The sequence below is a fragment of the Gemmatimonadetes bacterium SCN 70-22 genome, from assembly GCA_001724275.1.
Lineage (GTDB): Bacteria > Gemmatimonadota > Gemmatimonadetes > Gemmatimonadales > Gemmatimonadaceae > SCN-70-22.
This window is the reverse complement of record MEDZ01000029.1, coordinates 1-25,152: the sequence shown is the minus strand read 5'-3', so window position 1 is coordinate 25,152 and position 25,152 is coordinate 1. Positions and strand designations below refer to the sequence as shown.

Sequence of the window (25,152 nt, the reverse complement as noted above, 5' to 3'; positions counted from 1 at the left end):
CATTGTCGCACCGCCCCCTCCCCGCGGCATGGGAAGTCTGACCCAGCAGCCGGCCGCCGCACCAGGCGTTGGCTAGCGCAACAGTCCCCCGAGCATCGACTCCAGGCTGCTCCCTGCGGCCAGCTCGCGGATACGGGACTCCACGCGCGGAAAGACGGTGTTCGCCTCGCCCTGGAAGCGCGCGAACAGCGCCCTGAGGTCGGCCGTGCCCAGCGTACGCCCCTGCGCATAGTACTGCTGGGCGGCGTGGCCGAGGGCGTACGTCGTGGCGAACGTCACGGCGACGCCGGCGGCCGCGCCGGTCGCCGAGCCTAACAATCCGCCCAGGACCCCGCGTCCCACGCTCCCGAGCACGCCGCGCACGACCCCCTCCAGTGCGTGCCCCATCGCCCCGATCCCGAGAACGGCGACGAGGTCCTTGGCCTGCGCCATGTCGAACTGCTGCCCGTTCCGCTGCCCGATCTGGTAAACCATCCGCAGTTGCAGCGGCAGGATCGCCATCGCCGAGAAGCGATGCGGGAGGAGCTCGGCGGCGCCCGCCAGCATCGCCTGGTCGAGGATAAAGGCGTCCAGGTCGCCGCCCGCCCCCTGGTGGGGCGGGATCGAGGCGGCCTGCGCGACGGCGCTCATGACGGCGGCCGCATCGGGCGAGGCGGCGACGGCACCGAGCTCGCGCGAGAGCGCGGCCAGGAAGGCCGACTCCTGCGCGTTGGGTGCGCCATCGGCGTGGCAGACGGCGGCGGCCACGTCATACGCCGCCACGCGCGCCTCGTCACTGGAGAGCGCGTGCGCGAGCTGGGCCACGTCGCCACCGCCATGCAGCACCCCGCGCACCACGGGATCGCCCTCCGCCAGGCCGAGATGCTCCGCCGCCGAGATGATGCTGATGCGCTCCTCCTGGCCGAGCGTGCCGTCCGCATTGCCGGCGAGCACGGCGAGCGCGATGATCGTGCGGGCGTCCTGGGGCGTCATGGCAAGCACTCCGAATGACAGGGTGAGGGGCCGGTGCGGATCGCGTCCGCCCTAGCGTGACAGCTTGACGCGCTGCATCGGCCGATTGGGCGACACGTACGCGCTCACCAGGCTCTCGTGTCCGTCGCCGCCGATGGCCGCCACCCCCAACACGACGTCGTCGATGTTGACGTTAGGAAGGACGTACTGCGTCACGTTCCCGACCACCTGCGCGTGCTGCCAGTCGTTGGCCCACGCGTCGCGCCAGTAGATGCGGTACGCCACCGCGCCGGGGGAGGCCACCCACCGCAGGTCGGCATCGTATCCCGCCGCGCCGCGCCCGATGAGCGCCTGTCCCCGGTCGCCCACCACGACCGGGGCGGGGGGGGCGAGCGCCACGGAGGCTGCGGCCGCGGCGTTCACGCGCGCGTTCTGCGCCAGGTACGCGAAATCCATCCCCTCGATCTTGTCATCGCCCGAGTGCTGGCGGCGGAAGTTCTCGTTGGCCTCACGAAAAACCACCGCCGGGAAGGCGTTGGCCGTGAACGACGAATGGTCGCTGCCGCGCCCGAAGCGATCCTCGCGCGCCATCAGGCGCACGCGGTGCGACGGGACGTATACCGGGGCGATGCGCGCGACGTATCGGGCCAGCGAGCGCGACTTCGAGTCCTCGGGGCCGAGCGAGTACACCTTGACGCTCTCGCCGTCGAGGATCCCGTTGCCGCCGAGCGAGTTGCCGACGATGTCGTTGTTGAAGTTGGCCTCGACGACCCCCTTGGCGTCGGCGAGTGCCGAGGCGTGGGCCATCGAGCCGATCAGCCCCTGCTCCTCGCCGGCCCAGGCGATGAAGACGAGCGTCGCGTCGAACTCGATTCCGCTCTCGGCGAAGACACGCGCGAGCTCCATCGTGAGGGCGGTCCCGCTTCCATCGTCGTTGGCGCCGGGGGCGTCGACGTCATGGTTGGGCTGGGACGCCTGCCCGGGCGCCGCCGCGCGCGCGGCGGCCATGGCGGCCCGGAGGTTCACGGTGTCGTAGTGGCCGGAGATGTACACGCGCCGCGGCGAGCGCCCGGGAAGGACCGCCATGACGTTCACCACATCGACGTCACGCGTGATGCGCCCCTGTTGGGCCACCGGGTGGCGATCGAATGACACCTGCAGCCTGGGTGACGAGCGCCGGAACTCGTCGTGAATCCAGCGACGGGCCGCGCCGATGCCCCTCGTGCTGGAGAGCGTGTCGGAGAGCGTCGAGCGTGTCCCGAACGATTCCAGCCTGGTGACGATCGCGCGCAGCCGCTCCGGCGAGACCCCGGCGACGATCTTCTCGATGCGCGGGTCGGCGTCGGGACGCGGGGCCGCCTGGGCGAGGGCGGCTGCACCGGGAGCCAGGGCGAGCAGGGCGAACAGCAGTGACGTGGGCTTCATCGGATGCGCTCGGTGGTGAACGAGATGGTCGTCGTCAACAACGCGCAAGCCGATCACGACGCTGGCCATGAGACCCTCCTCACGGGGAGGTGGGTGCGCGCCCTGTCGTCGCTGTCCGCTTCGATGTGCACCGCGCCCGGTCGGGAGGGCCAAGCCGCACTCCCGGGTAGGGGATTCCGCGCTCCCCGCTGGCCCATTCGAGTGCCATCTTGCCTCACACCATCACCCCTGAACGGAGGCTCGCCATGGGCGCCACGCGTCGCGGAACGGATTCGAAAGCCGAACGACAGCGCCGGGAACGGCGCGCGTCATTCGCCGAGCATACGCCGAAGGCCGTCAAGCGGGCGCTCGGCGTCACGACCACGACCGATACCCCGCTGCATGTGCGCGCGCTGGGGTTCGAGCTGGAGTCGTTCGACCGCGAGTACGCACGGGAGCGCGCCCGCTTCAAGCTGGCGAAGTTCGGGATGTGGATCACGCGCGCGAGCATCCGCTTCGACGACGTCTCGGGACCCACGGGGGCGCCGACGTTCGAGTGCCGGATCAAGGTCGTGCTGCGGAATGCCCCCGACGTCGTCGTGACCTGGCAGGCGCGCACCCCGCGCGCTGCCTTCGACGGGGCCATCGCGAGCGGGGAGCGCGCGGTCAGGCGCGCGCTCGAGAAGAAGCCGGCGGCGTCGAAGAAGGCCCGCCGTCGCCGCTGACTGCCCCCGCCGCCTAACGCGGCGCGGCGCTGGCGCCGATGAGCTGCTCGACCTCGCTGGCGGCCAGCGGCCGCCCGTACAGGAAGCCCTGCACGGCATTGCACCCCAGGGCCCGCAGCTCGTCCAGCTGCGACACCTCCTCGACTCCCTCGGCGATTGTGCGCAGGTCCAGCAGCTCGGCGAGCGCAAGGATCGTGCGGATCACCTCTGCGCCATCCCCGTTCGTGCGCAGCCGACTGGTGAACACCCGGTCGATCTTCACCACGTCGACCGGGAAGCGCTGCAGGTAGGAGAGCGACGAGTAGCCCGTTCCGAAGTCATCGATCGCCAGGCCGACGCCGAGCTGCTTGATTCGCTGCAGGCGCGCCAGGGTGGCCTCGGCGTTCTGCATGATGGCGGACTCGGTGATCTCGAGGATGAGGTTCCGCGGCTCGAGCCCTGTCTCATGGAGGATCGATTCCAGCTCGCTCACCAGCCCGTCGTGCGCCAGCTGGTTCGCGGACAGGTTCACCGTCACCGTGATGGCCGGGCCCGCGCGATCCCTGTTCCATGCGGCGCCCTGGCGACACGCCTCGCGCAGGACCCAGCGGCCGAGCACGGCGATGAGCCCGCACTGCTCGGCGGTGGGGATGAAGACCTCGGGCGACACCTCACCGCGCTGGGGGTGCGTCCATCGCGCCAGCGCCTCGACTCCCGACACCTGTCCGGTCATCAGGTCCACGATGGGCTGGTAGGCGACGGCGAACTCCGTCGATGCGGCTGGCCGGGGCTCGTACGCGCGGTACACCCCGGTTTCTTCCAGCCGCGGACGCTCCAGGAGCTGGCTGCGCTCGAGGGCCTGGCGAAGGTCCGCCTCGAGGGTGACCCGCTCGATGAGCGCGGTGTGCATGGACGGGTCGAACACGACCCATCGCCCCGGCGCGTGCAGCTTCGACTCGTACATCGCGACGTCGGCATTGCGCAGGAGCTCGTCCGTCGTCTCGCTCCCCGTGTACACGGCGATCCCGATGCTCCCGCCGGTGATGAGGGCTCGCGTGCCGTCGATGGTGATCGGCTCCCGCAACGCCGCCACGACCCGCTCGGCCACGGTCTCGGCGCCGGAGCGGGCGTCGACGTGCTCCACCAGGATCGCGAACTCGTCGCCGCCAAGCCGCGCGACCGTGTCGCACCCGCGCGTCGCATTCTTCAACCGGCGGGCGACGACTTGCAGCATGCGGTCACCCACCGAGTGCCCCTGCGTGTCGTTGATGTTCTTGAAGTGATCGAGGTCGAGGAACATCACGGCGAGCGTGCTCGGGTCGCGCTCGCGGGAGGTAATGGCGTGCGAGACGCGATCGCGAAACAGCTCGCGATTCGCAAGGGAGGTGAGTGGGTCATGGTACGCCTGGTGCACCAGGCGTGCCTCGTGGGCCTTGCGCTCCGTGAGGTCCTGCAGGATGGCGGTAAACCGGACCCGCTCGTCGACGTCGGCCGGCGAGATGGTCAGCAATCCCCAGAGGATCGATCCGTCGGGGCGCACGAATCGCGCCTCGAGCGACGCCGCTCCCTGCGCGCCGTGCGCGAGGCTCGACCGCGCCCGCACCAGCTCGGCATCCTCCGGCGGGCAGAAGTTGGCGAGCACGCTCCCCGCGACGGCCGAGGGCTCCTGTCCGATCAGGAGGGTGAGGGCCGCGTTCGCGTGCACGATGGCCCCGGCATGGTCGAGCAGGGCGATGCCGAGCGTCGTGCGATCGTAGAGTGCCCGCAAGTACTCGGGAGACGGCTCTGCGGGAGCGGCGGCGCGGGTGGCGGCCTTCGTGGTCCGTGGTCGGGAGGGACGGCGCATGGACTCCGGTGAGGGTATGGGACTTCGCTCACGAATCCCGGTCGGGGACCGCCGATGCCCGCGGACTATATTCCGTCGCTGACCGGGTCTTCCATGACGATCATCTCCCTCCCTCCGTCACCGCCGGTTCCACCACCTCCCTCCTGCCGATGCCCTTCCTCCAGGATCTCTATCCCGACGACTACTCGCACTGTCACGGGTGCGGTCGCCTGAACGCGCACGGCCTCCACGTGAAGAGCGCGTGGCAGGGTGGCGAGTGCATCGCCCGCTTCACGCCGGCCCCCTACCATCTGTCCATGCCGGGGTACGTGTATGGCGGGCTGATCGCCTCGCTCATCGACTGCCACTCCATGGCGACGGCGGCCGGCGCCTCGATGGTTGCAGCTGGCGAGATACCAGGACGCGACGAGACGCGCCGCTTCGTCACGGCCTCGCTGCACGTGGACTACGTCGCGCCGACGCCGATCGGGGTCGAGCTGGTCCTGAATTCCCGCGCCGAGGAGGTCGGGGAGCGCAAGGTGGTGGTGACGTCGCGCGTGACGGCGGCCGGCGTGGAATGCGCGCGGGGACGGGTGGTCGCCGTGCGGCTCCCGGCGCACATGGCCGGCGCCGGGAGCTGAAGGACGGGGCGCCCTACGGTTCGTTCGGCACGACCGCCGGGTTCCTTCCTCCGTCGGCGATGAACTGCTTCATCCGCGCCTCCAGCACGGGGAGCGGGACCGACCCGAGCGCCAGGATGGCATCGTGGAAGGGACGCTGGTCGAAGGCCGAGCCTAACGCCGCCTCCGCTTCGCGCCGGTGCCGGCGGATCTGCATCTCCCCCAGCTTGTACGCCAGCGCCTGCCCCGGCCACGCGATGTAGCGGTCGACCTCGGTCGTGATCTCGTGCTCCGACAGCGCGGCGTTCGCCTCGAGGAAGTCGATGGCCTGCTGGCGCGTCCACCCGTAGTGGTGGATCCCGGTGTCGATCACCAGCCGTGCGGCGCGCCACATCTCGTAGGTGAGGCGGCCGAAGTCCTCGTACGGCGTCTCGTAGATCCCCATCTCGGTCCCCAGCCACTCCGTGTAGAGCCCCCACCCCTCACCGTACCCAGAGAACGAGGTGGCGTTGCGGAAGGCGGGGCGCGGCGGCCCCTCCCGCGCCAGCGCGGCCTGGAACGAGTGGCCGGGGGTGCACTCGTGCAACGTGAGCGCAGGCAGCGTGTAGAGCGGACGCGCCGGGAGGTTGTACGTGTTCATCATGCAGGCATCCAGCCCGCCGCGTCCCCCGGTGTAGATCGGGGCGATGGCGTCGGGGACCGGGATGATCCCGTGGCGGTAGCGGGGCAGGTACCCGATGGTCTCCTTGAGCTTGTAGTCGGCCTTCTTGCTCACGTACGCCGAGTACGACAGGAGCTCGCGCGGCGTCCTGGCGTAGAACTGGGGATCGGTCCGCAGGAAGGTCATGAACTCCTGCAGCGACCCGGTGAAGCCGGCACGACGCATCGTGGAGGTCATCTCCTCGCGGATGCGCGCCACCTCGGCAAGCCCCTGCTCGTGGATCTGCTGCGGGGTCAGCCGGAGCGTGGTGAACTTCTCGATCATCGCCTGGTAGTACGCCGCGCCGTCGGGCATGGCGGTGGCGGCCAGGGTGGTGCGGGCCCGGGGGAGGTACTCGTTGCGGATCATCGCCAGGAGCCGCGCATAGGCGGGGGCGACCACGTCGCGCACGACTCCCATCGCCTCAGCCCGGAGTGCCGCCTGCTGGTCGGCGGGGATCGACGCCGGCATCTGCAGGAACGGGAGGTACAACGGGTTGGTGGTGTCGCCCTTCACGTAGGGCTCGATCGTCTTGTCGCGCCCCTCGACGGCGACTCGCGGCACGGTGAAGCCGCGGGCCAGCCCGGCGCGCATGTTGGTGACCTGCTCGTCGAAGTGGCGCGGCACGTCGCGCAGCCGCGCCAGGTAGCGGTCGTACTCGTCCCGCCGCTGGAACCCCTGGCGCGGGGTGAAGCTCGTCCAGAAGAAGGTGTCGCTGTTGAACGGGGCCTCGTACGACTTGAATCGGATGTCGTCCACCATGCCGCGAATCGAGTAGCGGAAGACCTCGGCGTTGACCTTTTCCTCGGGCGAGAGCTGGTCGTAGGGGATGGAGTCGAGCCGGGCCAGCGCCCGGGTCCAGTAGGCGAGGCGCGCCTGCTGCGAGGCGGCGTCGACGCGCGGAAACCCCGGCAGGTCGCGCCCCATCTCCTTCTGCCGCCACTCCCACTCGGCGTTGTAGATGGCGCGCAGGCGCTGGTCGGCCGAGGTGGGCCCCTGCGCCGCCGCCGGCGCGGCGCCAAGGGCGAGCGACGCCACGAGGAGGGGCGTGAGGTGGCGAGTGATCGGGTGAGGCATCGATGCGTCTCCTGTTGCAGCTGAGGGCGTGCGGCGTGCCGGCCAAGGTGAGGGGCGTACAGCGTACGGGCAAGGCGTCGCGGTGGTGGGGCAGGGCGCGCCGCCACGCGCGGTCACGCGCGCCGTCACCCGCCGTGCCCCTCGCGCGGCGTCAGGCGGTGGACGGCGCGTTCGACGTCCCGTCGGTCCCCCCGACGTCCCGCTCGTCCCTCGCCGGGTGGCCGCGCACCGCGGCGCTGGTTAGCGTCTCCCGCATGGGCCTGTTCGACCGCCTCCCGCCGCGCCCCCGCGCCAGCCGTGTCGCCCTGTGGGTGGCGACGGTCGTCCTCGTGCGCGCCTTCCTCATCGCCGTGTATGCGACGCTGGGCGACCTGCAGGAGGGGGACCACGGAACCTTCGCTCGCCGGCTGGTCGACGAGGGGACGGCGGCGGTCGTCGCGCTCGCGCTCCTCGGCATCGTGGCCTGGGGGGCGGCGCGATGGCCGCTGGGCGAGGGGCGCTGGCGACGCAGCCTTGCCCCCCTCGTCGCCCTGTTCGTCGGCTATTCCGTGGCGCGCACCGTGGGGATGGAGACGCTGCGCTGGCTCGTCTACCCGGTGCTGGGGGTGCCGCCGCGCGACTACGGCGTCACGTCGCTGGTGCTGGCGATCGGGCACGAGATGCCGAACGACCTGTTCTACTTCGCCCTCTTCGTGGTGAGCGTCGAGCTCTGGCGGTTCTGGTGGCAGGCCACCGAGCGCGAGCGGCGCGAGGTGGAGCTGCAACGCTCCCTGGCCGAGGCGCAGCTCACGTCGTTGCGCCTGCAGCTGCAACCACACTTCCTGTTCAATGCGCTCAACACGGTGTCGGCCACGATGTACGACGATCCCCGTCGGGCCGACACCATGCTGGGCGAGCTGTCGGAGCTCCTGCGCGCCTCGCTCCGCGCGCACCGGAGCGACCAGGTCTCCCTGCGCGAGGAGGTCGCGATTGCCAGGCGGTACGTACAGCTGCAACACGCGCGGTTCGGCGACCGGCTGGAGGTGACCTTCGACATCCCGGAGCCGTGCGCCGCGGCGCGGGTGCCGGTCTTCGTGCTGCAGCCCCTCGTCGAGAACGCCGTGCGGCACGGTCGGGTGGAGCGGCTGGGCCGGGGCACCATTCGCGTGACCGCCCGGCAAGCGGGCGACGCCCTCACGCTCGAGGTGTGGGATGACGGGGACGGAACGGCGCCGCCACACCCCGGGAGCGGGCTCGGGCTGCGCGCCATGAGCGAGCGCTTGCGGCTGCTGTACGGCCAGGCCGCCTCGTGCGAGGCGGGGCCGGCCGGCGGCGGATGGCGGGTGCGCCTCACCCTCCCCCTGCAGGTGACGGACGCATGATGCGGGTTCTCGTGGTCGACGACGAGGCGCCGGCGCGCAAGCGGCTGCGGATGCTCCTGCGCGAGGCGTCCGACGTGGAGGTGGTCGGCGAGGCCAAGTCCGGCGCCGCCGCGGTCGATGCGATCCGCGAGCTTTCCCCCGACGTCGTCTTCCTCGACATCCAGATGCCCGAGGGCGACGGCTTCGACGTCGTGTCCGCGATCGGGGCCGCCGAGATGCCCGTGACGGTCTTCGTCACGGCATTCGACGAGCATGCCGTCCGCGCGTTCGAGGTTGAGGCGCTCGACTACGTCCTCAAGCCCTACACGCCCGAACGGCTGCAGTCCGCGCTCGAGCGCGTGCGCGCGCGCCTCGCCGGGGCGCGCGCCGGCGATGGTGGCGCGCTCGAACGTGTCCTGGCGGATGTCGCCCCCGTCCGGTCCCCGCTGCGCCACCTCCTCGTGGAGCACGGGAACAGGAGCGTCTTCCTCCCGGTGGAGCGGATCGACTGGGCGGAGTCGGACCGCAACTACGTCACCCTCCACGCCGCCGCCCATCGCTTCACGCTGCGGACCACGCTCAACGCGCTCGAGGCCCGCCTCGACCCGGCTCGCTTCCTGCGCATCAATCGCTCGCAGCTGGTGCGGATCGAGGCGGTCCGCGAGGTCCACGCGTGGTCGCACGGCGACCGGCACGTGGTGATGCACTCGGGCGAGACGCTCGTCTGGAGCCGGCGCTACCGCTCGCGCGACGACGACCGTTTCGAGATCGGGTAGCGCCGCGGGGAGCACGGCGCGTCCCGCTCGTCCCGGCGCACTCCCGCCGGTCCCCACCTCGTGGACCGCGAGGTGCAAGCCCGGCCAACGTACGGGCGACACGCCATTGGAGTCGCCCCGTGAGCCAAGCCGCACCAACGCCCTCGCGCCGTCACGACCTGGAACTGGTTGCGGGCCATCGCGATCCTCGCCCTCCTCTTCTTCCACTCGGCCATGCCGTACGTGACCGAGTGGGACTGGCACATCCGCAATGCGCAGACGAGCAGCCTCCTGCTCGAGGCCAACTTCTTCGTCTCGCGCTTCCGGATGGCGCTCCTCTTCGTCATCGCCGGCATCGCCGCCCACTTCGTGCTGCGCCGCCGCCCGACCGGCGCCTTCCTGCGCGACCGCGCCGTGCGGCTCCTCGTCCCGCTCTCGTTCGGGATCCTCGTCATCGTCCCGCCGCAGGTCTACTACGAGCGGCTGGCCGACGGGGCGTTCAGCGGATCGTTCCTGGCCTTCTGGCCACGCACGCTGCGATTCGCCCCCTACCCGTCGGGCGACACGAGCTACCACCACCTCTGGTTCATCTTCTATCTCTTCCTCTACAGCGTCATCCTCGCCCCGGCGATCGCCTTCGTGCGTACGCCGCGAGGGGCGGCCATGCTCACGGCACTCCGCTCGCTCCTGGCGCGCACCGGCGTGCACCTGTTTGCCCTCCCGATCGTCGCCGCGTACGCGCTCCTCATCCAGCGATTCAGCGGGGCGCAGAACATCGTGGACGACGGCGCGATGTTCCTGGTCTACTTCCTGTACTTCGCCACCGGCTGGATCATCGGCAACGACCCTGCCGTCTGGGCGCGAATCGAGGGCGGCCGTCGGGGGGCCTTCACCATGGCGCTCCTCGGTCTCCTCGTCATCAATGGCGTGCGCTGGAACGGCGCCACGCCGCCGAGCGGCGACTCGGCGGCGCGGATCGTGTACCTGGCGCTCCTCGCGGCGCACGCCTGGTGCTGGGTCATGGCCATCCTGGGCTATGGCAAGCGGTGGCTCGATCGCGATCACCCCATCCTGCACTGGACGCGCGATGCGTCGTACCCCTTCTACATCCTCCACCAGACCGTCATCGTCGTCGTCGCCTACTACGTGGTCCAGACGAACGAGACCGTGCTGGCCAAGTTCCTCTTCACGAGCGTCGTGTCGCTCGCGCTGACGCTCGCCCTGTACGAGACTCTCGTGCGCCCCTTCCGGTGGGTGCGGTGGCTGTTCGGGATGACGCCCGCCTCGCGCCAGGGAGCGAGCGCGACGCTCGTCCGTCTGGGAGGAGCGCTTCGGCACGGAGATCGAAGCGCTGACGCGCAGCTGGGTGGGGGAGGAGCGGGGGAGAATAGCGGGCTCGGCGCGTGGGGCGGCGCAAAATCAGGGTAAACTCTCCCCCCTCCATTGACCTGCACCCTAAATGGATGCAGACTGTAGCCCCCCCTCATAGCGAGGCGTACGCTCATGCAGTATGCATCGTCGCTCCAGGCGCGAGCTGCCGGCATCGCTCGGCACGCCCTGGGCATCACGCTCGTCCTGGCGCTTCCCCTTCAGGTGGCGCTGGCACAAGGCTCGGGTGCGGCATCGCTCACCCCCGAGCTTGCCCAGGTTCGCACCGCACTCGACAAGTACAAGGATCCCATCATGGCCGTGCACGACGGTTACATGTCGCTGCTCGGCTGCATCGAGTATCCCAAGGGTGCGTCGGAGGGGACGATGCAGTACAAGGCGGGGGGGATGGGGGTGCACTTCCTCAATCCGCAGGCTGTCGGCCCCAAGCTCGACCCCAAGCAGCCGCAGGTGCTGATCTACGAACCGACGAGCGACGACAAGCTGAGGTTGGTCGCTGCGGAGTGGTTCATGCCGGCCGACCTGGCCAAGGATGGCGCACCGAAGATCTTCGGGAAGTCGCTCGAGGGGCCGATGGAGGGACACAAGCCGCTCATGCCGACGGCGCTGCACCACTACGACCTGCACGTCTGGCTGTGGAAGGACAACCCGGCCGGGCTCTTCTCGCCGACGAATCCCACCCTCAAGTGTCCCAAGACGGGTTATTCGTTCGCCGAGGGGGCGCCGAAGATGGTAGGGCACGCCCAGCACTAGGAGACAACTCGCACACGGACGTCGGCGCAGGATCGGCGAAGGGAGCCGGTGCGCCGACGGTCATGCGTCGATCGCCTGACGACACAACAACGGGGGCGGGCGCATCGCGAACGGTGCGCACGCCCCCGCAGGGGTGGCCGAGGTGTGTGCGCTCCCTCCGCCTCGGCCACTCCTACCAGGCCAGTCCGTACGCCTCGCGACGGTAGTCCGACCCCACCATGCGCGCCTTCGAGCGCGGGTCGATGACGATCATCTGCGCTCCGCCGAACTCGGCGCTCGGAGGCTGCACGGTGACGCGTTGCCCGCGGCGCCCGAGCTCGGCGCGCACCTCGTCGCGCAGGCCGGGCTCAACCCCCAGGCGCCCGCCGCCAAAGATCCGCCAGCGCGGCGCCTCCACGGCTTGCTGCGGCGTCATCCCGAAGCGCAGTACGTTGTTGAGGATCTGGATGAGCGTCTGCGGCTGTCCGTCACCGCCCGGCGTGCCGAAGGTGGCGAAGAGCGAGCCGTCCTCGTTGAGCGCCATGGCTGGGCTCAGCGTGTGGAACGGGCGCTTGCCGGGGGCGATGATGTTGGGGTGCGAGGGCTCGAGCGAGAACAGGGCGCCGCGGTTGTGCAGCACGATCCCGGTCTCCGGCACCATGCGCCCGCTCCCGAACGACGCGAAGAGCGACTGGATCATCGAGACGGCATTGCCATCCTTGTCGATGACCGTGAGGTAGACCGTGTCGCCGTTGCCGTCGCGCGTGCCGTCGCCCGCCGAGGAGGCGGCGATGGTGTCACGCCTGATGCGCTGGCCCAGCTCGCGCGCGTATTCCTTCGAGATGAGTCGCGCCACCGGGACGTCGGCGAAGGCGGGGTCGGCGATGTAGCGGTCGCGATCGGCGTAGGCCAGCTTGGCCCCTTCGACCATCGTGTGGACGTAGTCGGCACTGGTCCGCCCCATCGCCGAGAGGTCGCTCAGCTCGGCGAGGTTGAGCATCTCGAGGAAGGTGGCCCCCTGGGTGTTGGGCGGGAAGGCGAGGACCTGCTTGCCCAGGTAGGTCGTGCTGATGGGCTCCTGCCAGGTGGCGCGGTGGTTGGCGAGGTCGGTCGCCGTGAGCAGCCCTCCCTCATGCTCCATGAAGTCGGCGATCCGGCGCGCGGTGGCTCCCTGGTAGAAGGCGCGCGCCCCGCCAGTTGCAATGGCGCGCAGCGTCCGGCCGAGCTCGCGCTGGACCAGGAGCGTCCCAGGGGCGGGCGCTTCACCGTTGACCAGGAACGTATGCGCCATCGCGCTGTCGGCGGCAACCTTCTTCACCTCGGCCGCGATGTCGAGCGATAGGCGGGTCGAGACGGGAAACCCCTGTTCCGCATAACGAATGGCCGGCTGGAGCGCCTGGCGCAGCGTCGTCGTCCCGAATCGCCGCAGCGCGTCGTCCCACGCCTGCACCGCGCCGGGGACCGAGACGGAGAGGATCCCCGACCCCGGAACGTGCGTCATCCCCTTCTGGGCGAAGAACGCCGGTGTCGCGCGGCTCCCCGCCCGCCCGGAGCCGTTGAGCGCGTAGACCTTCCCCGTTTTCGCCATGCGGATGAGGAGGAAGTTGTCCCCGCCGACGCCGTTCATGTGCGGGCGCACCACGGCCAGCACGCCGGCCATCGCGATCGCGGCGTCGACGGCGTTGCCGCCGCGCCTGAGGACGTCGGCGCCAGCGGCGGTGGCCAGCGCGTGGTCGGAGGTCAGGGCGCCCTGCATCCCCATCACGTCGGGTCGAAGGCTCGGGGGCTGTGCCGCCAGCGCCGGCGGCACGAGCGGGAGCGCGGCAATGGCAACGGTGGTGAGCGCTGCGATCGCGCGCAGCGCGGATCCTGGAACGGATCGCGAGTGGCGGGTCATGTGCGGAAGCGTCGTTGCAGGGAGGTCGGTTCGGGGGCCGGAACCGATCGAAGTTGACCGCGCGACCCGGTGAGGGGTAGGGCGGCGGCCTCGCCCACGTTGCCCGGGATGCTGCGCATTGGAGGTCTCTGGCCCGGGCGCGAGGGTGGGGTGCGCGCGACGGCGGCACGGGACCGCTACCCGACGCGACGACGGGGAGTCGGAGGATCGTCTCCTCCAACTCCCCGTCGCGCAGGATGCGACTCGTCAAGCACGTCCCGCTATGCGGACTTCTTCCCCATGACCTGGGTCAGGAGCGCGCCGATCGCTCCCGCGACCAGCGTGCTCCCGCCGGCGATGCCGAGGTTGCCGACCGGCACGTCACCGAGGGCGGTGGAGATGAGGCTCCCGAGGATGCCGGCCCCCGCCCCCGCGATCCCGCCGTTGGTGGCCAGCTTCCCCATGGCGGCGCCCGGCATCTCCTTCCCGGCGAGCCATCCGGTGACGAGGCCGAGGATCGTGCCGCCGATGGGGAAGAGTCCCGCCTGCTGCAACGACGGGACGAAGTGCCCGATGATCACCATCAACCCCTGCAGGACCGTCCCCATCCCCATCGCCTTCGTGAGCGCGTTGCGTTCCATGATGGTGCCTCCGAGAGAGTGAGGGAGCGGGGAGACGCTCCGCTTCGCGGGCGCGGGCGTCAAGGGCGGGGGCAGGAATCGCTCACATCGTCGTGAAGCGCCCGAGGTACTTCCGCACGCGCTCGAGCGCGTCGCGCAGCTCGATGGCCAGCTCCTTCCCGAGCTTCTGCTGCTCGCCGGTCGGTGCCTGGTTCCCCTGTCCGATGTTGCGCAGGAGCGCGCCGATCCGTTCGCTGACGCGCGGCCCCCCGGTCCACTGGGGCGCGGTGGACGGCTTGGCGAGGATGTCGAGGAGCGAATCCACCTCCGCCAGCTCGGTGCCGATGGCGCGCGCGGCCGCCGCGCCCGCTCCTTCGGGAATGGCGAGCGCCGCGCGCCGCTTCGCCTCCAACTCGGCCTTGCGGCCATCGAGCGCGCGCAGCGTGTCGTTGGCCAGCGAGAGGAGGTCGCGCAGCTCGCTGGCGACGGCAAACTGCTGCCGCAGCGCCTCGATCGACGTGTTGGACGTGGGATCGACGCGCACGGTGAGGGGCTGCTCGAAGGTCTCGTTCCCCACCGTCAGCCGCACCGTGTAGCGCCCGGGGAGGGCGCGCGGCCCGCTCGGCGCGCCGAACAGCCGCGAGGCCACCGCCTCGAAGTCCTCGGCGCCCGTCGACGGGGCGGGGGCGCGCCGCGGACGCGCCGGCTCGTACCCGAGGTCCCACGAGGTGGTGTTGATGCCCGCCTCGCGGGGGACGCGCGCCAGCGTCCGGATCACCTTCGACCCCCCGTCGAGAATCTCGACCTTCACCGCCGTCCCGGCCGCCGGGGGCGTGCGGAGGTGATAGCGGATGATCGCGCCGTACGGCGGGTTCGGACCCATGAAGAGCGCATCGCCGAGCGACCCCTTCGCCTGCTTGGTGGCGAACCGGGTCGCCGTGCGCATCGAGAAGAGGTGCGCCGGCCTTGCCGCCGCTGCGGCCAGCTCCTGGATGGCCGAGGCGTCGTCGAGGATCCAGACGCCGCGGGCGTGCGTGGCGACGATGAGGTCGTTCTCGCGTGCGTGGACGATCACCTCGTGCACGGGGATCGGCGGGAGGTTGCCGCCCAGCCGGAACCAGTCGTTGCCCCCCGTGACGCTGACGTAGAGCCCCGTCTCGGTCCCGGCGTAGAGGACGCTCGGGTTCTTCGGATCCTCGCGCAGCACCTGCAGATAGGCACCATCCGGGAGGTTGCCGGCGATGTTCGTCCAGGTGGCGCCGCAATCCGTCGTCCGGAAGACGTACGGCTTGAGGTCGTCCATGAACTTGCGCTCGAAGGTGGCGTAGGCCGTGCACGCCGCCGTGCGGCTCGCTTCCACGTGCGACACGACCGCCTCGGGGCCCACGCCCGGGACGTTGCGGTCGACGCGCGTCCAGGTGGCGCCGTCATCCCGCGTGACGTGCAGGTTCCCGTCGTCGAGTCCGGCCCAGATGAGCCCCTTCTGCACCGGCGACTCGGCGATGGAGTAGATGGTGTTGTAGTACTCGGCGGTGGTCGCCTCGAGCATGGCCGGGCCGCCGGCCCACCCGTGGCGCGTGGTGTCGTTCTTCGAGAGGTCGGGGGAGATGGCCTGCCAGGAGGCGCCGAAGTCCTTCGAACGGAACAGGACCTGCGAGCCGAAGTACACCACCTTGCCGTCGTGCGGCGAGGCGACGATGGGGGCGTTCCAGTTGAAGCGGTACTTGAGGTCGTTGACCGGCCCGCCGTCGTTGCGCCGCGGCTGCGGCGAGATGTCCTCCTGCTCGCGGGTGCGCATCTGCGTGCGCCAGATCATCCCGCCCTGCGAGTCGGTGATGATGAAGTCGGGGTCGTCGGGATGCGACGTCTGGTAGTAGCCGTCACCGTAGCTCACCAGGTTCCAGTCGTCGACCAGGATGCCTAACGGGTCGCGCGTGCGGCTGGGGCCGACCCAGTTGCCGTTGTCCTGCAGCCCGCCGCCCACGTGGTAGAACGGTTCGCGGTTGTCGGCGTGCAGCTGGTAGAACTGGGCCAGCGGGAAGTGGTTCGGGAAGCGCCACGAGGCCCCCTGGTCGCGCGATTCGGCGATGCCGCCGTCGTTGGTGTTCCAGATGCGCGCCGGATCGGTGGGGTCGATCCAGAGCGAATGGTGGTCACCGTGCACGGTCTGGGCGATCGGCCGGAAGTTGCGCCCGCCGTCGATGGAGACGGAGAGGTTGCAGGCGATCGAATACAGGCGTTCGGGGTTCTGCGGGTCGACGCGGAGATCGGCGTAGTAGAACCCGCGGCAGATCGTGCGGGCGTCATCGCTGGTCTTGCGCCAGGTCTCGCCGAAGTTGTCGCTGCGCCAGACGAAACCCTCCTTCGATTCCGCGATGGCATAGACGACGTTGGGCGACGACGGCGCCACCTTGACGCCGACGCGGCCGAGGAGCTTCGGGAGCCCTCCACCGAGCTTCGTCCAGGTGGCGCCGCCATCCACCGACTTGAAGATCCCGCCCTGCTCCGAGCCCGAGGTGAAGTTCCACTGCTTGCGGTCGAAGAGCCACATGACCGCGTAGACGATGTTCGGGTTCCGCGGGTCGATGTCCAGGTCGGCGCAGCCATGGCGGTCGTCGACGAAGAGCGTCTTGCTCCAGGTGACGCCCGCGTCACGCGAGACGAAGACGCCGCGCTCGGCGTTGGGCCCTCCCATGTGTCCCGCGGCGCAGGCGAAGACGGTGCGCGTGTCGGCGGGGCTCACCATGACGCGGGCGATGTGGCGGGTGTCGCCGAGGCCGATGAAGCGCCACGAACGCCCACCGTCGGTCGACTTGTACATCCCGCGCCCGAACGAGACCGAATTGCGGGCGTTGGCCTCGCCGGTGCCCACGTAGATGACGTCGGGGTTCCCGGGCTCGAGCGCCAGGTCGCCGATGGAGAGCGTCGGCTGCTTTTCGAACAGCGGTGACCAGGTCGTTCCGCCGTTGGTGGTCTTCCAGAGACCGCCAGCTGCCGTTCCCACGTAGACGACGTTCGCGTTGCCCGGGACCCCCTCGACGTCGGTCGACCGCCCCATCATGTTGGCCGGGCCGATGGAGCGGAAGGTGAGGCGGGCGAGCGCTGACGTGTCGACGCTGGAACGCGGCGCGGCGGCCGGGGCGCGCTGCGAAGCGGCGGTGGACGGGAGCGCGAGCGCGGCGAGGGCGAGCGCCGTCGCGTGGGCCGCACCGACGCGTGTGGCGCGGAGACGCGCGGCGCGAGGGTGCGTCGAACCGGGAGTGGCAGGCATGATACGGGGCGAGATGGTGAATGCGTGCGAAGCCCGCCGATGTTGGCCCGCGTGCCGCGCGCTCGCAAGAGTGAATTCCGCACCCCCCCTCGCCGCGCCCATGCCGGCGGCGGTGCCGCACGGCGCACCGATGTGATGTGTTGCGCCGCGCGGGCTACTGCCGGAAGAACCGCACGTACTTCACCACCAGCGCCCCGCTCTGTGGCCGGTCGATGATGAAGCTCCGCTCCAGCAACGTGGGCCAGACGGAGTTCCAGACGACATAGAGGTCCGACCCCGGCGACTGGGTCCAGCGCATGCGCAGGTTGAGCGCCGCGCGGTCGGTCCGGTCGTCACCCTGCGCGAAGGCGGTGAACGTCAGGCGCGGCGAGACCGCGTAGTCGCCGCGAAAGCGCACGGTATTCGCGACGAACGCCCCCGCCGGGAGCGCGATGTCGTTCCGCTCGTACTCCAGCGAGAACTCGAGGTGCGGCTGGTAGCGCAGGCGCCCGGTGAACGAGAGGTCGTGGCGCCTGCCGTCGTAGAAGTCGCCCGTGGAGGCCGTGGCATCCACCGACCAGGTGCGCACGTTCGCCCCCTGGTAGCGCGCCTCGACGCGGTTCCACCAGTAGCCGCCGGCGGGGACGGCGATGCCCGGGGCGATCTCGAAGTCGACACCCGGGGCGTCGAAACGCCGGATCAGGTTCACCTCCACCCGATCGCCGCTCTGGAACTGCACCCCGAAGGGGCGCGTGGTGAACGAGGCGTTGTCCATCGTGCGGTCGAGACGCCACACCACGTCGTAATTGAGGAGGTTGAACTCGTACCGCCTGACGAGCCGCGCATTGCGCGGGCGCGGCGTGATGGCCGTCGAGCCGCCCCAGCGATAGATGCCACGCTGCTGCACGAAGCCGAGCGCCGGGTCGAAGCCGGCATCCACCCGGTCGAAGCGGGTCACGATGTCCGCGTGATCGTTGGGGTAGTCGATCACGACGCGATAGTGCGCCCCCGTGGCGCCGCCCGTGCTGTCACGACTCCAGGCGGCGTTCCCCGAGAGGATGAAGTTGTCCCGCCCGGCGCCGACGAAGAACGGGAAGTTGAAGTCGACCCCGCCGTTCAGCGCCCCTGGGCGCGCTGGCCGGTCCGACAGGGTCGACATCGCACCGACGTAGCCGCGCCCCAGCACGTCGCGCTTCACGCGGGCCACGAAGTCGCGGGAATCCTCACGCCCGCCGGTGGCCACGGCGAGGAGCCCGACCTGGTAGTTCCCGGCGCGCCCCTGCATGCGCCCGCCCAGCGGGATGGTGACCGGAGTGCCGTCGCTCCCCAACCCGATGCGACGCGAATAGAAGAGCTGCGTCTGTTGCTCGCGCCCGAACGCGAAGATCGCCGCCCCCTCGGTGAAGAACGTCCGTCGCTCGGGGAAGAAGAGCGGGAAGCGCGTGAGATTGACGATCTGGCGGTCCACCTCGGACTGCGCGAAGTCGGGGCGCACGGTGAGGTCGGCGGTGAGCGTCCCGGAGACGGGGATCTTCACGTCGAGCCCGATGTCGCCGCGCTCGAGCGCGCCGGCCACCACCGTGTCGGTCCCGTCGCTGCCGAAGCGACGCTCGGGAGGGCGCGCCTCGCCCAGGACGTACGGCCGGAACTCGGCGATGGCGCGCCGCGGCAGCGCCTTGAAGCCGGTCACCGTCCCGCCGCGCTCGAGGAATCGCAGCCCTTCCGTGCGCCGCCAGGCGCGCCAGAGCAATTCCTCGTTGGTGCGCGGGAGGAAGCGCCGGAAGTTCATGTTCATCGACGTCACGTCGCGCCGGTAGCGCAGCGTCGCCCAGGGGATGAAGACCTCGGCCGTCCAGCCGAAATCGGTGATCTGCGTGCGCGCGTCCCAGATCCCGTCCCACTCCTCGTTGCCGTCCTCGGTGGTCACGTGGTCGCCGTCCCACAGCGAACCGTTCGAATTGGTCCGGAAGTAGAAGGCACTTCGCTTGTCGGAGAGTCCGTCGACCATCATGCTGACGTAGTCGTCGGAGCGGAGCGCGGCATCGCGCCGCAGCTGTGTGCGCCTGATCGCGGCCGGCTCGTCGTCGTAGCACCACCATCCGACCGCGAGCCCCTCCGGGGTGGCCAGCAGGCGCACCACGGTGCGCACCGACGGCGTTCCCCCCTCCGTGGGTTCCTTCTGGTGGAAGTCGGTGATGGAGTCGGCCTGCGCCCACTCGGGCTCGTCGAGCCTTCCGTCGAGCTGGATGGCGCGCGAGGTGCCGTAGACCGACGGCGCAGCCGACGCGGCACCGGGAGGCGTTGCGCCTGCCGGTGACCGCTGGGCGGTACCCGCCACGGGGATCGTGACGAGCAACGCCAACGCGAGGAGAATGCAGGGGGGAGGAGCGCGCATGGGAGGGCAATCTACGGGCCGTGCACCGCGCCGCACTGCCCCGAATTCCAGTGGGGCGACACTCCCGCCGACGAGGCCGACGGAAGGCATTGCGGATGGAGCCGGCATGAGGATAGGCTCACCTACGCTCACGTGAACGGCACCCGGCGCCGCTGCCACGCGCCAGCACCACTCTCACCGTCGCCTCGATGTCCTCCCGTCGCTCGTTCCTCCTTCGCGCGTCCGCCGCCGGCGGTGCCCTCCTGCTCGGCCGCCGAGTGCTGGCCGAGGCCGCGCCGCAACTCATCACGCCGCCGTCCCCGGTCGCGCCGATGCGCCTCCTGATTCTCGGCGGCACGGGCTTCATCGGTCCGCACCTGGTCCGTCAGGCGGTCGAGCGCGGGCACCAGGTCACCATCTTCACGCGCGGGCGCCGGCAGGCGGACCTGCCCGCCGGCGTCGTGCACCTCATCGGCGATCGCAATGGGCAGTTAGGGGCGCTCGAGGGAAAGTCGTGGGATGCGGTCATCGACGACTCGGCCACCAATCCCGAGTGGGTCCAAATGTCGACCACGCTGCTGAAGGGGGCCGTGGGGAGCTACCTGTTCACCTCCTCGACCGGCGTCTACTACCCCTACCTCCGACGCGGCCTGGCCGAATCCGACCCCGTGCGGCTGGAGTTCACCGATCCCAACGACGGCTCCGAGAACTACGGCGTGCGCAAGGCCCAGTGCGAACGCGTCACGCAGGACGCCTTCGGCGACCGGGCCATCGTGGTGCGCCCGACGTACATCGTGGGCCCTGGCGACACGACGGACCGCTTCCCGTACTGGCCCCAGCGCCTCGCGCGTGGTGGCGAGACGCTCGCCCCCGGGCACAAGGACGATCCCGTGCAGGTCATCGACGTCCGCGACTTGGTGGCATTCATGGTGAAGCTCGTCGAGGATCGGCGGGGTGGCATCTACAATGCGGCCGGCCCTCGTGACACGCTCACGATCTCGGGCTTCCTCGACATCGCGATGCGCGCCCTCGGCTCGTCGTCGACCCTGACCTGGATCGACGACTACGACTTCCTGGCGGCGCATGGCATCCAGTCGTCGGTGCCCTGGATCATGCTGCGCGGCAACAACCTCGGGCACACGTCGATCAGCAATGCCAGGGCCATCTCCGCCGGCCTGGCCTTTCGCCCCCTCGACGGGACGGTGCGCGATACGCTGGCCTGGTGGCAGACCGTCCCGCAGGCGCGGCGCGACAAGCCCGGCTTCACCATCACGCCCGAGCGCGAGGCGAAGGCACTGGCGGACTGGAAGGCGCGAGGGCGCTGACCCTCGTCACGGCGCATGCCGCGCGGCCTCGGTCTCCCGCGCAATACCCGCCGATGGTGTCGGCGTACAGATTTCCCACTTCACGCCGTCCGGAGCCTCCATGCGCCATCACCTCGTTCTCGCCGCCCTCACCGCCCTCCTCGCCTCCCTCCCGTCAGCTGCCTCCGCACAAGTGCGCGGGGCGGGGGAGGGAGGGCGCGGCGCGGCCATCAAGCCGGGCGAGGCGTGCCCGCCCGGGATGACCGAGGTGCGACCAGGCAACTGCCAGGCGCCGACCATGGAGCCCCCCAGCATCCTGGACTACCGCCCGCGCTCCACCCTCGTCGCCCCGGCCCACCTCGTCACGAGGGCGAAGTTCCCCGCCATCGACTTTCATGGGCACCCGACGTCGCAGCTCGGCTCGGCCGACGGGCTGGAGCAGCTCGGCGATGCGCTCGATTCGCTCAACGTGCGCGTGATCGTCGCCGCCAACAACGTGTCGGGCGAGGCGCTCAAGCGGCAGCTCGCGCTGGTGCGGGCATCGCCGCGCATGAAGGATCGCGTCCGCATCCTCGCCGGGATCGACTTCCGGAACGTGGGGCCCGGGTGGGCGCAGAAGGCGGTCGCCCAGCTGGAAGCCGACGTCGCCGCCGGTGCCGTGGGGGTCGGTGAGATCGGGAAGGGGCTCGGCCTCTCGACGCGCAAGGCAGACGGGTCTCGCCTCCGCATCGACGACCCGGAGCTGGACCCGGTCTGGGAAGCGGCGGCGCGCCTCAGGATCCCCGTCTTCATCCACACCGCCGATCCGCAGGAGTTCTGGCAGCCCATCGACTACAACAACGAGCGGTGGCTGGAGCTCGCCCTCTTCCCCGGACGGCGTTATCCCGCCGGGCAGTATCCGAGCTTCGAGGAGTTGATGACGGAGCGCGACAACCTGCTCCGCCGTCACCCGAAGACGACCTTCGTGATCGCCCACATGGGCTGGCACGCCAACGACCTCGGGCGCCTGGCCAGGATGCTGGAGGCGATGCCTAACGTGTACACCGAGGTGGGTGCCGTCCTGTACGACATCGGACGCCAGCCGCGGGCCGCGCACGACTTCTTCGTGCGGTTCCAGGACCGGGTCCTCTTCGGCAAGGACTCGTTCCAGCCCGTCGAGTACCCGTACTACTGGCGCGTCTTCGAGACGCGCGACGACTACTTCGACTACTACCGCGACTACCACGCGAAGTGGAAGCTGTACGGGATCGACCTCCCCGATGCGGTGCTGAAGAAGGTGTACTTCGCCAACGCCCTGCGGATCACCGGCGGGCTCCCACAGCAGGGGTGGCCACGGTAGCGCCGGGCGACCACACCATTACACGGAGGAGTGACGCGGATGGAGCATGATATCGGGCTGATCTCCATGATCGCCGCGGGGCTGGGGCTTGCCCTCATCCTCGGCTTCCTGGCGGTACGCCTGAAGCTCCCCGCTCTCGTGGGGTACCTGGTGGCCGGGATCCTCATCGGGCCGGCGACGCCGGGTTTCGACGCCGACGTGGCCCTCGCACAGCAGCTGGCGGAGATCGGCGTCATGCTCCTGATGTTCGGCGTGGGGCTGCATTTCTCGCTGGGCGACCTGCTCCAGGTGCGGCGCATCGCCCTCCCGGGGGCGCTGGTGCAGATCACCGTGGCCACCCTGCTGGGATGGGGGGTCGCCGAGCTGTGGGGGTGGACCGTGGGAGAGGGCCTCGTCTTCGGCCTGGCCCTATCGTGCGCCAGCACGGTCGTCCTCCTCCGCGCCCTGGAGGCGCGCGGCGTCCTGGACACGCACAACGGCCATATCGCCGTGGGGTGGCTGGTGGTCGAGGACCTGGCGTGCGTCCTCGCCCTGGTCCTCCTCCCTGCCCTCGCCCCGTCGCTCGGGGGGACCGTCGCCGCGGTGGCCCCCCAGGCCGGTGCCCTCGCCTCGCTGGCCATCACGCTGGGCAAGGTGGTGGCGTTCGTCGTCCTGATGGTCGTCGTCGGCAAGCGACTCTTTCCCTGGCTGCTCTGGCAGGTGGCGCGCACCGGCTCTCGCGAGCTGTTCACGCTGTGCGTGATCGCCGCCGCGGTCGGCATTGCCTATGCCGCATCCGTGCTGTTCGGTGTCTCCTTTGCACTCGGGGCCTTCGTGGCGGGGATGGTCCTTCGCGAGTCGTCGCTGAGCCACCGTGCAGCCGACGAGTCGCTCCCGCTGCGCGACGCATTCTCGGTGCTGTTCTTCGTCTCGGTCGGAATGCTGTTCGACCCGATGATGCTGATCCGTGAACCGCTCCACGTCCTCACCGTCGTCGGAATCATCATGGTCGGCAAGACGATGGCCGCCTTCCTCATCGTCCTCGCCTTTCGCTATCCGCTCAACACGGCGCTCACCGTCTCGGCGAGCCTGGCACAGATCGGCGAGTTCTCCTTCATCCTCGCCAGCCTCGGCGTGTCGCTGGGACTCCTCCCGCAGGAGGGACAGAACCTCGTCCTCGCCGGGGCGCTCATCTCCATCGCCCTCAATCCGCTCGTCTTCAACGCCATCGAGCCGGCGCAGCGGTGGATTCGGTCGAAGTCGACGCTCGCTCAGGCCATGGAACGCGCCGACGATCCGCTGGCCGAGATTCCGGCCACGGTGCACGAAGCGCACCTCACGGGACATGTCCTCATCGTCGGCTACGGACGCGTCGGCTCGCGCATCGGTGAGTCGCTCCTGGCCAGGCGCATCCCGATCGTCGTGGCCGAAGAGAATCGCGAGATCGTCGAGCGGCTGCGTGCGCGCGGGATTCCCGCGGTCGCGGGGGATGCGTCGGAGCCGATGGTGCTGGTCCAGGCGCACGTGGCGCGGGCGTGCATGCTCGTCATCGCCATTCCGGACGCCGTGCGCGCGCGACAGATGCTCGAGACCGCGCTCACGCTCCGGCCGCAGATGGAGACCCTTGTCCGCGTGCACAGCGACGAGGAGGACGAGCTGGTTCGGGGAGGGCACGCGCGGCACGTATTCCTGGGGGAGAACGAGCTGGCCGACGCGATGTCGGAGCGCGCCATGGAGATCGTGGAGAGTCAGCGGCGTGAGGAACAGGCAGTGGGAGTGGTGCTGAGCTGAAGGGGACCGGCGCATGCCGGACGTCGTGAAGGCCGGTTGCTGACATCCCATCCCCCCGCCACCCTGTACTGGCATGGGGACTCACGGTCGCGGGCGTGGGGACGCTGGCCTGGATCGTGGCCGATCACGTGGCCGATCACGTGGCCATCGGGCGAGGGGCCGTGCGCGTGGATGCGGACGCCGGGAGGGATCTTGCGCAGCGTGCGGCGCCTGGGGTTGCACCTGGACGAGCCGGATGGGTTCGTGACGGCGCTCAGTGATCCCGCGCCGACACTGTGACCGTGCTGCGAATCGCAGCGTCCGACTCGCGAGTTCTCGAGAAAGGCCGAGCTGGCTCGCTGCGCTCCGAACGCTGCTCCGAGACCATCCGGATGGCGCAACTCCTCACCACACGAGTAGAGCGCGAAGGATGACGAACTTCGCGTCCAAGACGTACAGAGGCCGATACTCGCCCGCGTCCGAGTCCGGATCGTAGACAAAGAACCGCTCCGTACCGGCCCTGATGAGATACACGCTCCTACCAGAACCCGAAACGCCAGCCGCTTCGTCGAGCGCACCGCCCGCCTTGGTGCAGTCCTTGGCCGTCGTGACGAGCGAAACCTGCGCGGCGGAGACGTTCGTCAATTCAAGTGCCCGCCGAAGAGCGTCATCGGCTGGCTCGGTGGACTCCAGTAGCTTCTGGACGTAGTCGATTACGCGCACGGAGGTTGAATCGGCTACCCTGCATCCGGTCGGGGGTGCGCGGAGCACGGGGCTTGACGACTCACCGGCCATGAAGGAGAGCAGGATGAGGATGGAATGAAGCATGGCTCGGTTGGGGTCACGTGAGGAATGATGGTACGGTAGCTCGTCGGTTCCGTAGTCACTAGAGTACTAGAGCCGCTGCAGGCACCCCGCTGGTGATGAGTTCTACGACTCCCACTTGTCGGGGTTCGACTACCGCTCTTTCGCCAGGGGACCTGAATCCAGCCGATGGGGTCGCTTGTCCTCTCGCTGGAGCACGCCCGCTTCGACGTCGCACGCTGTCGCCGGGCCTACAACGGGGGCACTCCCCCCAACACCCGCCATGCATCTCCTCCCGACGCTCTCCCGCCTCGCCCCGCTCCTCCTCGCCGCCCTCGC

General features: G+C 70.0%; 18 protein-coding genes. 9 read left to right on the top strand and 9 right to left on the bottom strand.

The window, feature by feature from the left end; genetic code table 11:
• Window positions 1-72 precede the first annotated feature (72 nt).
• Window positions 73-972 carry a hypothetical protein gene (locus ABS52_14105; GenBank protein ODT02346.1) on the bottom strand — a complete coding sequence of 300 codons (900 nt, stop codon included), beginning with the start codon at window positions 970-972 and terminating at the stop codon, window positions 73-75.
• A gap of 51 nt (window positions 973-1,023) precedes the next feature.
• The gene (locus tag ABS52_14100) at window positions 1,024-2,376 is read right to left on the bottom strand and encodes a hypothetical protein (protein ODT02385.1); all 1,353 of its coding nucleotides are present in this window, start codon (window positions 2,374-2,376) and stop codon (window positions 1,024-1,026) included.
• 245 nt (window positions 2,377-2,621) lie between these two features.
• Here ABS52_14100 and ABS52_14095 point away from each other — a divergent pair, with 245 nt between their 5' ends.
• A complete protein-coding gene (locus ABS52_14095) occupies window positions 2,622-3,080 on the top strand; it encodes a hypothetical protein (protein ODT02345.1) in 459 nt (152 codons plus the stop codon).
• A gap of 13 nt (window positions 3,081-3,093) precedes the next feature.
• Here ABS52_14095 and ABS52_14090 read toward each other — a convergent pair whose 3' ends face one another.
• Window positions 3,094-4,827, bottom strand: a complete 1,734-nt coding sequence (locus tag ABS52_14090; protein ID ODT02344.1) for a hypothetical protein — start codon at window positions 4,825-4,827, stop codon at window positions 3,094-3,096.
• A 221-nt stretch (window positions 4,828-5,048) separates the two neighbouring features.
• Here ABS52_14090 and ABS52_14085 point away from each other — a divergent pair, with 221 nt between their 5' ends.
• On the top strand, window positions 5,049-5,525 hold the full coding sequence (locus tag ABS52_14085; protein ODT02384.1) for a thioesterase: 477 nt from the start codon (window positions 5,049-5,051) through the stop codon (window positions 5,523-5,525).
• A gap of 13 nt (window positions 5,526-5,538) precedes the next feature.
• Here ABS52_14085 and ABS52_14080 read toward each other — a convergent pair whose 3' ends face one another.
• A complete protein-coding gene (locus tag ABS52_14080) occupies window positions 5,539-7,281 on the bottom strand; it encodes a hypothetical protein (GenBank protein ODT02343.1) in 1,743 nt (580 codons plus the stop codon).
• Window positions 7,282-7,439: 158 nt separating this feature from the next.
• On the opposite strand from ABS52_14080, the gene ABS52_14075 reads away from it, so the two are divergent.
• The 4 genes from ABS52_14075 to ABS52_14060 all read left to right on the top strand — a co-directional run bounded on the left by ABS52_14075 (window position 7,440) and on the right by ABS52_14060 (window position 11,518).
• Window positions 7,440-8,642 carry a hypothetical protein gene (locus ABS52_14075; protein ODT02342.1) on the top strand — a complete coding sequence of 401 codons (1,203 nt, stop codon included), beginning with the start codon at window positions 7,440-7,442 and terminating at the stop codon, window positions 8,640-8,642.
• The gene (locus tag ABS52_14070) at window positions 8,639-9,397 is read left to right on the top strand and encodes a hypothetical protein (GenBank protein ODT02341.1); all 759 of its coding nucleotides are present in this window, start codon (window positions 8,639-8,641) and stop codon (window positions 9,395-9,397) included. Before ABS52_14075 ends, ABS52_14070 begins: the two co-directional genes overlap by 4 nt.
• A 168-nt stretch (window positions 9,398-9,565) precedes the next feature.
• Window positions 9,566-10,804, top strand: a complete 1,239-nt coding sequence (locus ABS52_14065) for a hypothetical protein (protein ID ODT02340.1) — start codon at window positions 9,566-9,568, stop codon at window positions 10,802-10,804.
• A gap of 75 nt (window positions 10,805-10,879) precedes the next feature.
• Window positions 10,880-11,518, top strand: a complete 639-nt coding sequence (locus ABS52_14060; protein ODT02339.1) for a hypothetical protein — start codon at window positions 10,880-10,882, stop codon at window positions 11,516-11,518.
• A gap of 172 nt (window positions 11,519-11,690) precedes the next feature.
• On the opposite strand, the gene ABS52_14055 is transcribed toward ABS52_14060, so the two are convergent.
• The 4 genes from ABS52_14055 to ABS52_14040 form a co-directional block, all read right to left on the bottom strand.
• Window positions 11,691-13,259, bottom strand: a complete 1,569-nt coding sequence (locus ABS52_14055) for a gamma-glutamyltransferase (protein ID ODT02383.1) — start codon at window positions 13,257-13,259, stop codon at window positions 11,691-11,693.
• A gap of 395 nt (window positions 13,260-13,654) precedes the next feature.
• Complete coding sequence (locus ABS52_14050) at window positions 13,655-14,014, bottom strand: hypothetical protein (GenBank protein ODT02338.1); 360 nt, start codon at window positions 14,012-14,014, stop codon at window positions 13,655-13,657.
• Window positions 14,015-14,096: 82 nt separating this feature from the next.
• A complete protein-coding gene (locus ABS52_14045; protein ID ODT02337.1) occupies window positions 14,097-17,264 on the bottom strand; it encodes a hypothetical protein in 3,168 nt (1,055 codons plus the stop codon).
• 154 nt (window positions 17,265-17,418) lie between these two features.
• Window positions 17,419-19,605, bottom strand: coding sequence for a hypothetical protein (locus tag ABS52_14040; GenBank protein ODT02336.1), 2,187 nt, complete (start codon window positions 19,603-19,605; stop codon window positions 17,419-17,421).
• Between the two features lie 221 nt (window positions 19,606-19,826).
• On the opposite strand from ABS52_14040, the gene ABS52_14035 reads away from it, so the two are divergent.
• The 3 genes from ABS52_14035 (at window position 19,827) to ABS52_14025 (ending at window position 24,030) form a co-directional block, all read left to right on the top strand.
• Window positions 19,827-20,942 carry a hypothetical protein gene (locus ABS52_14035; protein ODT02335.1) on the top strand — a complete coding sequence of 372 codons (1,116 nt, stop codon included), beginning with the start codon at window positions 19,827-19,829 and terminating at the stop codon, window positions 20,940-20,942.
• Between the two features lie 277 nt (window positions 20,943-21,219).
• Complete coding sequence (locus ABS52_14030) at window positions 21,220-22,260, top strand: hypothetical protein (GenBank protein ID ODT02382.1); 1,041 nt, start codon at window positions 21,220-21,222, stop codon at window positions 22,258-22,260.
• A gap of 39 nt (window positions 22,261-22,299) precedes the next feature.
• Entirely contained in the window at window positions 22,300-24,030 is a 1,731-nt protein-coding gene (locus ABS52_14025) for a sodium:proton antiporter (GenBank protein ODT02334.1), read from the top strand.
• Between the two features lie 384 nt (window positions 24,031-24,414).
• Here ABS52_14025 and ABS52_14020 read toward each other — a convergent pair whose 3' ends face one another.
• Window positions 24,415-24,837 carry a hypothetical protein gene (locus ABS52_14020; protein ID ODT02333.1) on the bottom strand — a complete coding sequence of 141 codons (423 nt, stop codon included), beginning with the start codon at window positions 24,835-24,837 and terminating at the stop codon, window positions 24,415-24,417.
• Between the last annotated feature and the right edge of the window lie 315 nt (window positions 24,838-25,152).